Source organism: Pseudomonas sihuiensis (assembly GCF_900106015.1).
Taxonomy (GTDB): Bacteria; Pseudomonadota; Gammaproteobacteria; order Pseudomonadales; family Pseudomonadaceae; genus Aquipseudomonas; species Aquipseudomonas sihuiensis.
In genome coordinates, this window is the sequence record NZ_LT629797.1 from 953,357 (window position 1) to 965,129 (window position 11,773).

Genomic DNA, 11,773 nt, shown 5'->3' on the forward strand with positions numbered 1-11,773 from the left:
TCTTACCGTTTGTTCTTGATGGAAGTGCCGAGAACCTGCAGGTACGCGATCAGCGCGTCCATTTCGGTCTTGCCTTTCACGGCATCGCGGGCGCCGGCGATATCTTCGTCGGTGTAGGGGATGCCGAAGCCACGCATGACTTCCATCTTCTTCGCGGTGTCGCGACCGTCGAGCCTGTTTTCCACCAGCCATGGGTAGGCAGGCATCTTCGACTCCGGCACGACGTTGCGCGGGTTGTACAGGTGGGCGCGATGCCACTCGTCCGAGTAGCGACCGCCGACGCGAGCCAGATCCGGGCCGGTACGCTTGGAGCCCCACAGGAAGGGGTGATCCCAGACGCTTTCGCCGGCGACGGAGTAGTGACCGTAACGCTCGGTTTCGGCGCGGAACGGGCGGATCATCTGCGAGTGGCAGCCGACACAACCTTCCTTGATATAGATGTCGCGGCCTTCCAGTTGCAGCGCGGTGTAGGGCTTGAGGCCTTCCACCGGCTCATTGGTGACGTCCTGGAAGAACAGCGGGACGATCTGCGTCAGGCCGCCGATGCTGACGGCGATCACCATCAGCAGCGCCATCAGGCCGATGTTCTTCTCGATGATTTCGTGTTTCATCAGTGGGCGCTCCCTTGAACTGCGGGGATCTGCGCGGCTGCTTCGTATTCAGCCGGCTTGGCGGCGCGCACGGTGCGCCAGGTGTTGTAAGTCATCAGCAGCATGCCGGTGACGAAGAAGGCACCACCGATCATGCGTACGACATAACCTGCATGGCTGGCTTCCAGCGATTCGACGAAGGAGTAGGTGAGGGTGCCGTCTTCGTTGACTGCGCGCCACATCAGGCCCTGGGTGATGCCGTTGACCCACATCGAGGCGATGTACAGCACGGTGCCGATGGTCGCCAGCCAGAAGTGCGCGTTGATCAGGCCGATGCTGTGCATCTGCTCACGACCGAACACCTTGGGAATCAGGTGATACAGCGAACCGATGGAGATCATCGCCACCCAGCCCAGCGCCCCTGCGTGCACGTGGCCGATGGTCCAGTCGGTGTAGTGGGACAGGGCGTTGACGGTCTTGATGGCCATCATCGGGCCTTCGAAGGTCGACATGCCGTAGAACGCCAGCGATACCACCAGGAAGCGCAGGATCGGGTCGGTGCGCAGCTTATGCCAGGCGCCCGACAGGCTCATCATGCCGTTGATCATGCCGCCCCAGCTTGGTGCCAGGAGGATGACCGACATGGCCATGCCCAGGCTCTGGGCCCAGTCCGGCAGGGCGGTGTAGTGCAGGTGGTGCGGGCCGGCCCAGATGTACAGGGTGATCAGCGCCCAGAAGTGCACGATGGACAGGCGATAGGAGTAGATCGGACGCTCGGCCTGCTTGGGTACGAAGTAGTACATCATGCCCAGGAAGCCGGTGGTCAGGAAGAAGCCTACGGCGTTGTGGCCGTACCACCACTGGATCATCGCGTCGGTCGCCCCGGCGTAGACCGAGTACGACTTGAACAGGCTCACCGGCATGGCGGCGCTGTTGACGATATGCAGCATGGCGGTCACGAGGATGAAGGCGCCGAAGAACCAGTTGCCCACATAAATGTGCTTGGTCTTGCGCTTGACGATAGTGCCGAAGAACACCACCAGGTAGGTGATCCAGACCAGGCCCAGAAGGATGTCGATCGGCCATTCCAGCTCGGCGTATTCCTTGGTGCTGGTGTAGCCCATCGGCAGGGTGATCACGGCGAGCACGATGACAGCTTGCCAACCCCAGAAGGTGAAGGCAGCCAGACCGTCGGAGATCAGGCGCGTCTGACAGGTGCGCTGGACCACGTAATACGAGGTGGCGAACAGTGCGCATCCGCCAAAGGCGAAGATCACCGCGTTGGTGTGAAGCGGGCGCAGACGGCCGAAGCTGGTCCACGGCAGGTTTAGGTTGAGTTCCGGCCACACGAGTTGTGCGGCGATGAACACGCCTAGACCCATCCCAATGACCCCCCAGATCACCGTCATAATGGCGAACTGGCGGACCACCTTATAGTTATAAGCAGTCTGACTGATTGCTGTGCTCATGCTAGGGGTTCCACGGTTAATGGAGTTTTATGGGGCAAAAATCGGCGGCAAGTATGGAGAAAGCAGGTAGCCATTGCAACGCAACATACCGACGCGAACCGGGTTTCAGAGCGTTTCACGGGGCGTTCGAGTCGACCCGGGGAGCGGCTCTGTGTGCTTTTGGCGCAATCATTTTGCGCAGCGCTAAGAATGGATCGCCTTGGAGTTGTGGCAGGTGGCGACTGAAAAGCAGCATAGCCCAGATCAAGGGGGTTGCAGGGCTATTGGTCGGCAGGTGCGACACTGGGTCGCACACTTATATAAGGAGGGAGCCGGCGACCTTGCTGCGGTCGCCGGTAAAGCCGTGGATTACTTGTCTTCGCCCTGGCTCAACTTGAGCACGTAAGCAGCCAGCAGGTGAGCCTTGTCGTTACCGAGAAAATCACCCTGAGCCGGCATGTTGCCGCTGCGACCATAGCGAATGGTCTGCTGCAGTTGGGCGAAGCTGCTGCCGTAGATGAAGGCGCTGGGCTGAGTCAGGTCCGGCGCGCCCATCACTGCCATGCCGGTGCCGGCCGGGGTGTGGCAGGCGGAGCAGAGCGTGGCGAAGATCTGCTTGCCGGCGGCGACATCGGCCTGCGCATCTTCCGGAAGGTCGCGACCGCCCAGTTCGGTGAGGACGTAGGCAGCGACGTTACGCACACCATCTTCGCCGATCATCGGGCCTTGTGCAGGCATCACTCCGACGCGGCCATGCATGATGGAGGTCTTTATGGTCTCCGGCTCGCCACCCCAGCGCCAGCTGTTGTCCGTCAGGTTGGGGAAGCCGTAGCTGCCCTTGGCGTCGGAGCCATGGCAGACCGAGCAGTTTGAGGCGAACAGGCGTCCGCCCATCTTCAGCGCGCGCTCGTCCTTGGCCACTTCCTCGATGGGCATGGCGGCATATTTGGCGAAAATCGGGCCGTACAGCTCATCGGCGCGATCCATTTCGCGCTGCCACTGGTTGACCTGGGTCCAGCCATCCTCGTAGCCCGGCAGCAGGCCCTTGAAGTTACCCAGGCCCGGATACAGCAGCAGGTAAGCCACGGAAAACACCAGGGTGCCGACGAACAACATGAACCACCACTTGGGCAGCGGGTTGTCGTACTCCTCGATGCCATCGAAAGAGTGGCCCATGGTCTGCTCGGTGGGGTTCTTGTGAACTTCGCCCTTGCGGGTGGCGAAAATCAGCCAGAACAGCGCAACCAGCGAACCAACGGTCAGCAGGGTGATGTACCAACTCCAGAAGGTGGTCATGCTTGGGTCCTCGAAACGGCGGGCTTGGACTCATCGGCGAAGGGCAGGTTGGCGGCCTCGGCGAAGGCGTCGCGGCGCTTGCCGCTATAAGCCCAGAGGGTAACGGCGGTGAAGGCGATCAGAACCAGTGCGCTGCCCAGGCCGCGCAGGGTGCCGATATCGATAAGCTCGAACATGGCGCTCACCTCTTGTTCTTCACGGCGGTGCCAAGCACCTGCAGGTAAGCGACCAGAGCATCCATCTCGCTCTTGCCCTTGACCGCGTCGCTGGCGCCGGCGATGTCTTCTTCGCTGTAGGGCACGCCCAATGTGCGCAAGGCGCTCATCTTCTTGGCCGTGTCCTGGCCATGGAGGCTCTGTTCGACCAGCCAGGGGTAGGCGGGCATGATCGACTCCGGCACGACGTTGCGCGGGTTGTACAGGTGGGCGCGATGCCACTCGTCCGAGTAGCGACCGCCGACGCGGGCCAGGTCCGGGCCGGTGCGCTTGGAGCCCCACAGGAAGGGGTGATCCCAGACGCTTTCGCCGGCGACGGAGTAGTGGCCGTAGCGCTCGGTCTCGGCGCGGAACGGGCGGATCATCTGCGAATGGCAACCGACGCAGCCCTCGCGGATGTAAATGTCGCGGCCTTCCAGTTGCAGCGCGGTGTAGGGCTTGAGGCCATCGACCGGCTCGTTGGTGACGTCCTGGAAGAACAGCGGGACGATCTGCGTCAGGCCGCCGATGCTGACCGCCAGGATCATCACCAGGGCCATCAGGCCGATGTTCTTCTCGAGAATCTCGTGTTTCATCAGTGGGCTCCTTCTACCGAGAACTGCGCAGCGGCTTCCATCTCGGTGGATTTCGCGCTACGTACGGTCAGCCAGACGTTCCAGGCCATCAGCAGCATGCCGGCGAAGAAGATGGCGCCACCGATCACCCGTACCACGAAGCCGACATGGCTGGCTTCCAGCGATTCGACGAAGGAGTAGGTGAGGGTGCCGTCTTCGTTGACTGCGCGCCACATCAGGCCCTGAGTGATGCCGTTGACCCACATCGAGGCGATGTACAGCACGGTGCCGATGGTGGCCAGCCAGAAGTGACTGTTGATCAGGCCCAGGCTGTGCATCTGCTCGCGGCCGAACACCTTGGGAATCAGGTGATACAGCGAGCCGATCGACACCATGGCGACCCAGCCGAGGGCGCCGGCATGTACGTGGCCGATGGTCCAGTCGGTGTAGTGGGACAGGGCGTTGACGGTCTTGATTGCCATCATCGGGCCTTCGAAGGTCGACATGCCGTAGAACGCCAGCGACACCACGAGGAAGCGCAGGATCGGGTCGGTGCGTAGTTTGTGCCAGGCACCGGAGAGGGTCATCATGCCGTTGATCATGCCGCCCCAGCTGGGCGCCAGGAGGATCAGCGACATCACCATGCCCAGGCTCTGCGCCCAATCCGGCAGCGCGGTGTAGTGCAGGTGGTGCGGGCCGGCCCAGATGTACACCGCGATCAGCGCCCAGAAGTGGACGATGGACAGGCGATAGGAGTAGACCGGGCGACCGGCCTGCTTGGGCACGAAGTAGTACATCATCCCCAGGAAACCGGCGGTAAGGAAGAAGCCCACAGCGTTGTGGCCGTACCACCACTGGATCATCGCATCGGTGGCGCCGGCATACAGCGAGTAGGACTTGGTCAGGGTGACCGGAATTTCCAGGTTGTTGACCACATGCAGGATGGCCACGGTGAGGATGAACCCGCCGAAGAACCAGTTACCCACATAGATGTGGCTGACCTTGCGCTGCATCACCGTGCCGAAGAAGACGATGGCATAGGACACCCAGACGATGGTGATCAGGATATCGATCGGCCATTCCAGTTCGGCGTATTCCTTGGAGCTGGTCCAGCCCAGTGGCAGGCTGATGGCTGCGAGTACGATCACCAGTTGCCAACCCCAGAAGGTGAAGGCCGCCAGCTTCGGAGCGAACAGCGTGGTCTGACTGGTGCGTTGCACCGCGTAGTAACTGGTGGCGAACAGGGCGCAGCCACCGAAAGCGAAGATCACCGCGTTGGTGTGCAGCGGGCGCAGACGGCCGAAGCTGGTCCACGGCAGGTTGAAGTTCAGTTCGGGCCAGGCCAGCTGGGCAGCGATGAATACGCCGAGTCCCATGCCGACGATGCCCCAAACCACCGTCATAATGGCGAACTGGCGAACCACCCTGTAGTTGTAGGCGGAACGGGTTGTTGTGTTCATGTCTGGGCTTCCATCCACGGTTATGGCAGAGCGGCCGATATCCGTGGCACCCCCAGGCATGAGCAGGCCACGAACACCACGGATATCGACGCGAGGCAAGCATGAGCAAAGGGCCATCTGGGTTTATTGACGCGGGTCAATGTGAGCGGGAACTGCCAGGGTTGTGGGACGAGCCGCCGCAGGCAGCGTCTGGCACGCTGATCCTGGCGCACGGTGCCGGTGCGCCGATGGACAGCCCATTCATGCAGTACATGGCTCAAGGTCTTGCCGCGCGCGGTGTGCGCGTGGTGCGCTTCGAGTTCGCCTATATGGCGCAGCGACGGGTGGACGGGCGCAAGCGCCCGCCCAATCCGCAGGCGCAACTGCTGCAGCAATGGCGTGACATACATGCTCAGGTGCGCCAACGGGTCGCAGGGCCTGTGGCCATCGGCGGCAAGTCGATGGGCGGGCGCATGGCCAGCCTGCTGGCCGATGAACTGGGCGCTTCAGTGCTGATTTGTCTGGGCTATCCCTTCTATGCCGCTGGTAAACCGGAAAAACCGCGAGTCGCCCATTTGGCTGCGCTGCGCACGCCGACGCTGATCATTCAGGGCGAGCGTGATGCTCTGGGCAATCGCGAGACTGTTGCAGGCTATGACCTTTCAGCGGCGATCGAACTGCACTGGTTGCCAGCCGCCGATCACGACCTCAAGCCCCTCAAAGCATCCGGCTTCAACCATGAGCAGCACCTCGACAGCGCGGTTCAAGCCATCGCCGACCGTCTGCAGTCGTGCTGATGGGGTGGTGAAGCTCCTTCATCCGTCCTTTTTTCATGGCGCGGCTGCGGTAAAAGTGGTTGCGCTTGACCGGGCGGTCACGCAGTGTGGCAGGCAAGTGTCTGAGCCCTTTCGCAGGGGCTTGCGGTCGTGTCGACCGTCGCGCGACGCGGTACTTGCCGTGTTTCAACGCAAGCTGTGCCACGCATTGGGGCGGAGCGTCATGACAGAAACATTGCCGCGCACCATGATGGTGCTTAATGTTTTTGGTTTTTCTGTAACTAGTTGATATTAAAGGATTAATTGCTCTGGCTCGGGGCTTGCAGAGATACCCGCAAGTCCGGGTGACAAGGAGTACGGCATGGCCCGCACCTTTTATGACGAGATGTACGACGCGAGCGGCGCTGTCCGCCCGCACTACTGCGAATTTGCCCGCTGGTTGGCAGACACGCCGGATGATCTGCTGGCCCAGCGCCGACGAGAAGCCGACCTTCTGTTCCACCGTGCCGGTATCACCTTCACCCTCTATGGGGATGATCAGGGCACCGAGCGCCTGATCCCCTTCGACATCATCCCGCGCGCCATCCCTGCCAGCGAATGGCGCGTCGTCGAACGCGGCTGTATCCAGCGCGTACAGGCGCTCAACCTGTTCCTTGCCGATCTTTACCATGACCAGCGCATCATCAAGGCGGGGATCATCCCGGCCGAGCAGGTGCTGGCCAACGAGGGCTACCAGATGGCCATGCAGGGCCTCGACCTGCACCGCGATATCTACGCGCACATCGCCGGGGTCGACCTAGTGCGTGACGGTGATGGCAGTTACTACGTGCTCGAAGACAACTTGCGCACGCCCAGCGGCGTCAGCTACATGCTCGAAGACCGCAAGATGATGATGCGCCTGTTCCCCGAGCTGTTCGCCGCGCAGCGCGTGGCGCCTGTGGATCACTACCCGAACCTGCTGCTCGATGCACTGAAGAGCTCCAGCCCGCTGGACAACCCCACGGTGGTGGTACTGACCCCCGGGCGCTTCAACAGCGCCTACTTCGAACACGCGTTCCTCGCCCGTGAAATGGGCGTGGAGCTGGTGGAAGGCGCTGACCTGTTCGTGCGCGACGACAAGGTCTACATGCGCACCACCGCCGGTGCGCGGCAGGTGGACGTGATCTATCGCCGCCTTGATGACGCCTTCCTCGATCCACTGGCTTTCAACCCCGACTCGATGCTCGGCGTGCCTGGCCTGCTGTCGGCCTACCGCTCGCGCAACGTGGTGCTGGCCAACGCCATCGGCACTGGCGTGGCCGACGACAAGTCGGTCTACCCGTACGTCGGCGACATGATCCGCTTCTATCTGGACGAGGAGCCGATCCTCAAGAATGTACCCACCTGGCAGTGCCGCAAGCCGGAGGAGTTGTCCCATGTGCTGGCCAATCTGTCCGAGCTGGTGGTCAAGGAAACCCAGGGCTCCGGCGGCTACGGCATGCTGGTCGGCCCGGCGGCGAGCAAGGCCGAGATCGAGAGCTTCCGCGCGCGCCTGATCGCCAAACCGGAGGCTTACATCGCCCAGCCGACGCTGTGCCTGTCGACCTGCCCGACCTTCGTCGAGCGCGGCATCGCCCCGCGCCACATCGACCTGCGCCCGTTCGTCCTGACCGGCCGTGAAACCCGCCTGGTGCCCGGTGGCCTGACCCGCGTGGCATTGCGCGAAGGCTCGTTGGTGGTCAACTCGTCGCAAGGCGGCGGCACCAAGGACACCTGGGTGGTGGAGGACTAGCAGGGCGCACTCACGCTAAATGACGGCCACGCCGCCGCCCCGCAAGGTGCAAGACAAGGAATGAGGAGAGAGGTTTGGTTATTCCACATGAACGACGAATGACGCGGGATTGCGCCTTGCGGGGCGCGGCCCTTCGGGTTGGCGCTGTGAGCCCGCCATGCTGCGTTGCGGGACTTGACGAGGGAGTGGCCATCGCCTGCGTCCCACGCCTTGCCTGGCAGGCTCACAGCGCCAACGTGGCTCGCCATTTAGCATGAGGGCGCCCTGATTATGCTGTCGAGAACTGCCTCCGACCTGTACTGGATGTCGCGTTACCTGGAGCGTGCCGAGAACCTGGCACGTATGCTCGACGTCAGCTATTCGCTGTCGCTGATGCCGCAGGACGGCCGTGGCGATGGCCTCGATGAACTGGCCATGCCGCTGCTGATCACCGGCACCCTGGACGATTACCTGGAGCGTCACGGCCCGTTGCACGCCGAGCGCATGCTGCATTTCTTCGCCCTCGATGCGAGCAACCCCGGCAGCATCTACTGCTGCCTGCAGGCTGCGCGGATTAATGCCCATGCGGTGCGCGGGCGGATCACCGCCGACATGTGGGAAAACATCAACGCCACCTGGCTGGAGATGCGCGGTATTGCCGAGCAGGGCCTGGGCCGTTACGGCATCAGCCGCTTCTGCGAGTGGGTCAAGGAGCGTTCACACCTGTTTCTTGGCGCCACCTTCGGCACCATCATGCGCGGTGAGGCCTATCGCTTCATTCGCCTGGGCACCTTCATCGAGCGCGCTGACAACACCCTGCGTCTACTCGATGCTCGTTATGAAATGCTCGGCGAGGAAATCGACGAGCTGGAAGAGCGTACGGCGCGTAGCTATTACCAATGGAGTGCCTTGCTGCGCGCGCTGTCCTCGTTCGAGGCCTTCGCCGAGATCTATCGAGGCTCGCCACGCACGCGCAAGGTCGCCGAACTGCTCTTGCTGCGCCCCGAGGTACCGCGCTCGCTGCGTGCCTGCATGGAAGAACTGAATCTAATGCTTTCCGGTCTGCCGGGTGAGAACGGTCGCCCGGCACAACGCCTGGCCGCCGAACTGGATGCGCGCCTGCGCTACACCAGTATCGATGAAGTGCTCGATGAAGGCCTGCATGCCTGGCTCACCGACTTCATCCTGCTGGTGCGCCAGTTGGGCAACACCATCCACACGTCCTACCTGGAGGTCGCATGAGACTCTCGATCAGCCATGACACCACCTACCGTTACGATGACCAGGTACGCGCCAGTATCCAGTACCTGCGCCTGACCCCGCATGACAGCGAACGCCAGCAGGTGCTCAGCTGGCAGCTCGACCTGCCGCGCCCGGTGCACGCCCAGCTCGATCCCTACGGCAACATCCTGCACGTGCTGACCCTGGACGAGCCGCACGAATCCATCGTCATTGGCGCACGCGGCCAGGTGGAGATCGACGAAACCTGCGAGGCCGAGCACGAGCGTCAGTCGGCGCTGCCGTTTTTGCGCTTCACCTGCCTGACTCAGGCCGATGACGCCATTCGTGAATTTGCCGCGCAGCAGAGCAGGGCGCGGACCGATCGCAGCGGCCTGATCGAGCTGATGCACGCGCTCAACGCCCATATCGCTTATCAGCCGGGTATCACCGCTGTGGATACCAGCGCGACCGAAGCATTCGCCGGCCGTCGTGGCGTCTGCCAGGATCACACCCACGCCTTTCTCGCCTGCGCGCGCAGCCTCGGCGTGCCGGCGCGTTACGTGTCGGGCTATCTCTACACCGATGATGCCGAGCACCTGGCCAGCCACGCCTGGGCTGAGGCCTGGGTCGGCGATGCCTGGTACAGCTTCGACGTGACCAACTGCCTGGCACGCCCGGAACGACATCTGAAGCTGGCAGTCGGCCTGGACTACCTCGATGCCTGCCCGGTGCGTGGCATGCGCCGAGGCGGTGGTTGCGAGCAGATGCACGCGCAGGTACAGGTGGCGCCGCTGCTGCAGGTGCGTCAGCAGTGATGTACCGATAGGCGCGTGTCGGGTGCGCCATTTGCGCACCAGGCGCCTGGTCAAAACGCCTGTGCGCATGGCGCACCCTACCTGAATCGTTCCTACAGGCTAGGTGTTGTCAGGTTTCGGGGCGTTCTTGCGCTGGCTCATGTGCTGCAGGTAGGCGATCAGTCGTTCCAGTTCGGCAGGTGCTGGTACCTGTTCGCTGAACCCCGGCATGCGCCCCTGCGGCCAACGTCGCAGGCTTTGTGGGTCACGGATGTACTGGCGCAGGAAGTCGCCGGTGAAATATTCGGTCGGGCTGTGCGGAATGTTCAGGTCCGGGCCGAACTCGGAGTCGCCAGCGCCATTGAGTCGGTGGCAGGCCATGCAGTTCTTCTGATACGCGGTGAAGCCGGCACGGATTTCGGTGCTGGCATCCACTGCCGGCAGCAAGGCAGGGAAGCGTTGTTCAACAGTGGCGAGCTGGCGAATCCGGGCGACCTGGAAGGGCCACTGCTCCGGGCCGATCTGGCTGGCGGCCGGATCGGTCCAGACCAGATAGAAGGGACCGGCGCTGGGCTTATCCTTGGCCAGCGGTGGCCAGGGGCGTTGTGGATCCTCGATGGCCAGCCACGCCTTGGCACCCTCGCGCGCCAGCAGGGTGGCGGCCGGTAGCTCGGCAGCAAAGCCGTCGAGGGCCACGGCCTGTAGGTGGTCGCCAGCAGTTACGCCGTCCAGCAGGGCGCTTATGGGCACCGCTCGGTAACGCATGGGCCGCTTGTAACTCACGTCGTCGTCTATCTCGATATCACGTGCTTGCGGATGGCCGAGCAACTCGCTGCTGCTCCAGCTGCGTTGTCCGCCGCTCAGATGTATCTCAAGCTGCGCCGCCTGCGCTGTGCCGCCCAGAACCAACAGTGCAAGTAGCAGAGCCCTCACTCCTCGGCCTCCAGCAGAGGTAGCAGATCGTCATAAGCGCCGGCATTGATCACCTGGCGGTAACCCAGGTTCTCCAGGCTTTGCTTGGCCAGTCCCGAGCGGCGACCGCTGCGGCAATAGAGCACCAGAGGCCGGTCCTTGTCCGGTGCGATGCTGGCGATCTGCGCAGCGATCTCGTCATGACCGATGCGAATGGCGCCAGGCAGGGCGCCAGCGGAAAATTCTTCGCTGCTGCGTACGTCGATAAGCAGGCTGTCGGCCCGTTGCAGGGTGGCCAGAGCGGCGGCTTGATCGATTTCTTCAGCCTGGGCGCCAAGAAAGGTGAGCAGGCTGCTCAACAAAATGAGAAAACGCATGTCCGGCTCCAGGGCAGGGGGCTTTTGCCTATCTTTGCCCGAAGTCAGCACGCCGTCCACAAGCAAGCGCCCGCCCTGCACTGAGCGCACTACGGCGTCGGCGCAGCAGCGGGGAAGTATAAAGTCAGCTGACCAGACGGGTCAGATTGGGAAGGATCAGGATGATTGCCGTGGCGAAAAGTATTACGCCAGCTTGGCGATATTTCGGCTGTTTGAACATGGCTGCATGCCTTTTGTTGTTATGGGGGTGGCACCGGGAGCCTGCATCACCATGCGGCAGGCTGCTGCGTCACACCTGGGCGTTGCTTTGATTGCCCGCCCCGGCATGACCCGGCGACGGTTCCCTGCACCCGTTTTTCTATACGGGCGTAGAAGTAACTCTAGGGCTGGCGTCACAGTTT

At 62.5% G+C, this 11,773-nt stretch carries 12 protein-coding genes; 4 read left to right on the top strand and 8 right to left on the bottom strand.

The window, feature by feature from the left end:
• Positions 1-2 precede the first annotated feature (2 nt).
• The 6 genes from ccoO (BLT86_RS04615) to ccoN (BLT86_RS04640) all read right to left on the bottom strand — a co-directional run bounded on the left by ccoO (BLT86_RS04615) (position 3) and on the right by ccoN (BLT86_RS04640) (position 5,563).
• Entirely contained in the window at positions 3-611 is a 609-nt protein-coding gene (gene ccoO, locus BLT86_RS04615) for a cytochrome-c oxidase, cbb3-type subunit II (RefSeq protein ID WP_092375024.1), read from the bottom strand.
• Positions 611-2,059, bottom strand: a complete 1,449-nt coding sequence (ccoN, locus tag BLT86_RS04620) for a cytochrome-c oxidase, cbb3-type subunit I (protein ID WP_092375027.1) — start codon at positions 2,057-2,059, stop codon at positions 611-613. The genes ccoO (BLT86_RS04615) and ccoN (BLT86_RS04620) overlap by 1 nt, the downstream gene beginning before the upstream one ends.
• Positions 2,060-2,407: 348 nt before the next feature.
• Positions 2,408-3,334 (bottom strand): cytochrome-c oxidase, cbb3-type subunit III, encoded by a 927-nt coding sequence (gene ccoP / locus BLT86_RS04625; protein ID WP_092375030.1) that lies wholly within the window; start codon positions 3,332-3,334, stop codon positions 2,408-2,410.
• Positions 3,331-3,510: a cbb3-type cytochrome oxidase subunit 3 gene (locus BLT86_RS04630; protein WP_092375032.1), complete on the bottom strand. Its 180-nt coding sequence runs from the start codon at positions 3,508-3,510 to the stop codon at positions 3,331-3,333. Before BLT86_RS04630 ends, ccoP begins: the two co-directional genes overlap by 4 nt.
• Before the next feature lie 5 nt (positions 3,511-3,515).
• Complete coding sequence (ccoO, locus tag BLT86_RS04635) at positions 3,516-4,124, bottom strand: cytochrome-c oxidase, cbb3-type subunit II (protein ID WP_092375035.1); 609 nt, start codon at positions 4,122-4,124, stop codon at positions 3,516-3,518.
• Positions 4,124-5,563: a cytochrome-c oxidase, cbb3-type subunit I gene (gene ccoN, locus BLT86_RS04640; protein ID WP_092375038.1), complete on the bottom strand. Its 1,440-nt coding sequence runs from the start codon at positions 5,561-5,563 to the stop codon at positions 4,124-4,126. Before ccoN (BLT86_RS04640) ends, ccoO (BLT86_RS04635) begins: the two co-directional genes overlap by 1 nt.
• Before the next feature lie 101 nt (positions 5,564-5,664).
• Here ccoN (BLT86_RS04640) and BLT86_RS04645 point away from each other — a divergent pair, with 101 nt between their 5' ends.
• The 4 genes from BLT86_RS04645 to BLT86_RS04660 all read left to right on the top strand — a co-directional run bounded on the left by BLT86_RS04645 (position 5,665) and on the right by BLT86_RS04660 (position 10,104).
• Positions 5,665-6,339, top strand: coding sequence for an alpha/beta fold hydrolase (locus BLT86_RS04645; RefSeq protein WP_197676094.1), 675 nt, complete (start codon positions 5,665-5,667; stop codon positions 6,337-6,339).
• A 340-nt stretch (positions 6,340-6,679) separates the two neighbouring features.
• A complete protein-coding gene (locus BLT86_RS04650) occupies positions 6,680-8,089 on the top strand; it encodes a circularly permuted type 2 ATP-grasp protein (protein ID WP_092375043.1) in 1,410 nt (469 codons plus the stop codon).
• A gap of 270 nt (positions 8,090-8,359) precedes the next feature.
• Complete coding sequence (locus BLT86_RS04655) at positions 8,360-9,310, top strand: alpha-E domain-containing protein (protein ID WP_092375046.1); 951 nt, start codon at positions 8,360-8,362, stop codon at positions 9,308-9,310.
• The gene (locus tag BLT86_RS04660; RefSeq protein WP_092375048.1) at positions 9,307-10,104 is read left to right on the top strand and encodes a transglutaminase family protein; all 798 of its coding nucleotides are present in this window, start codon (positions 9,307-9,309) and stop codon (positions 10,102-10,104) included. Before BLT86_RS04655 ends, BLT86_RS04660 begins: the two co-directional genes overlap by 4 nt.
• Before the next feature lie 99 nt (positions 10,105-10,203).
• Here the strand turns inward: BLT86_RS04660 and BLT86_RS04665 are convergent, their stop codons facing one another.
• Positions 10,204-11,016: a cytochrome c gene (locus tag BLT86_RS04665; RefSeq protein WP_092375051.1), complete on the bottom strand. Its 813-nt coding sequence runs from the start codon at positions 11,014-11,016 to the stop codon at positions 10,204-10,206.
• Positions 11,013-11,372, bottom strand: coding sequence for a rhodanese-like domain-containing protein (locus BLT86_RS04670; protein WP_017677193.1), 360 nt, complete (start codon positions 11,370-11,372; stop codon positions 11,013-11,015). The genes BLT86_RS04665 and BLT86_RS04670 overlap by 4 nt, the downstream gene beginning before the upstream one ends.
• Positions 11,373-11,773 lie beyond the last annotated feature (401 nt).

Bases quoted from the DNA above. Each gene is read 5' to 3' on its own strand.
- ccoO (WP_092375024.1), bottom strand. From the start codon at position 611: ATGAAACACGAAATCATCGAGAAGAACATCGGCCTGATGGCGCTGCTG.
- ccoN (WP_092375027.1), bottom strand. From the start codon at position 2,059: ATGAGCACAGCAATCAGTCAGACTGCTTATAACTATAAGGTGGTCCGC.
- ccoP (WP_092375030.1), bottom strand. From the start codon at position 3,334: ATGACCACCTTCTGGAGTTGGTACATCACCCTGCTGACCGTTGGTTCG.
- BLT86_RS04630 (WP_092375032.1), bottom strand. From the start codon at position 3,510: ATGTTCGAGCTTATCGATATCGGCACCCTGCGCGGCCTGGGCAGCGCA.
- ccoO (WP_092375035.1), bottom strand. From the start codon at position 4,124: ATGAAACACGAGATTCTCGAGAAGAACATCGGCCTGATGGCCCTGGTG.
- ccoN (WP_092375038.1), bottom strand. From the start codon at position 5,563: ATGAACACAACAACCCGTTCCGCCTACAACTACAGGGTGGTTCGCCAG.
- BLT86_RS04645 (WP_197676094.1), top strand. From the start codon at position 5,665: ATGAGCAAAGGGCCATCTGGGTTTATTGACGCGGGTCAATGTGAGCGG.
- BLT86_RS04650 (WP_092375043.1), top strand. From the start codon at position 6,680: ATGGCCCGCACCTTTTATGACGAGATGTACGACGCGAGCGGCGCTGTC.
- BLT86_RS04655 (WP_092375046.1), top strand. From the start codon at position 8,360: ATGCTGTCGAGAACTGCCTCCGACCTGTACTGGATGTCGCGTTACCTG.
- BLT86_RS04660 (WP_092375048.1), top strand. From the start codon at position 9,307: ATGAGACTCTCGATCAGCCATGACACCACCTACCGTTACGATGACCAG.
- BLT86_RS04670 (WP_017677193.1), bottom strand. From the start codon at position 11,372: ATGCGTTTTCTCATTTTGTTGAGCAGCCTGCTCACCTTTCTTGGCGCC.